Source organism: Ruegeria sp. AF8 (genome assembly GCF_056541825.1).
On the sequence record NZ_JBQFYW010000091.1, the window covers coordinates 1 to 515 of the forward strand.

1 protein-coding gene is annotated in these 515 nt (G+C 56.5%); it reads left to right on the forward strand.

Features of this window, described 5'->3' with window-relative positions; genetic code table 11:
- The coding region (locus tag ACR0AO_RS25525; RefSeq protein WP_480609870.1) for an IS110 family RNA-guided transposase at positions 1 to 515 on the forward strand (515 nt) is incomplete at both ends.

Consider the following 515-nt stretch of genomic DNA (forward strand, 5'->3'; position numbering starts at 1 on the left):
CTGGCCGTCCGGCAACGCACTCAACTGGCCAACATGATCCGTAGCTTGTTGCGTGAGTTTGGGCACATCCTGCCGATCGGAATTGAAGCGGTCACCGCATTTGCAAAGCGTCACTTGGCGGGAGATCACCCGGACATACCAGAGATCGCCAACGGCATGCTCGGCATACAGTGCTATCAGTTCCTCGGCCTGAACGAACGCATCGACGGCTATTCTAAGATGATCCAGCAACATGCCCTTCTGAATGCAGATGCGCGTAGATTGATGCGTATGCCAGGCATCGGCCCGGTCACGGCTTCAGCGATTGTCGCTACGATTGGTGATGCCAAACAGTTCCGGACGGGGCGCGATCTGGCGGCTTGGCTCGGACTGACCCCACTCAACAAATCCAGCGGTGGCAAGGAACGTCTGGGCAAGATCACAAAGCAAGGTGATCGCTACATTCGCAAGCTGTTGGTCGTAGGCATGACATCGCGCGCTGTGATGGCAAAACGTTCGCCAGAGAAGGTCGATCT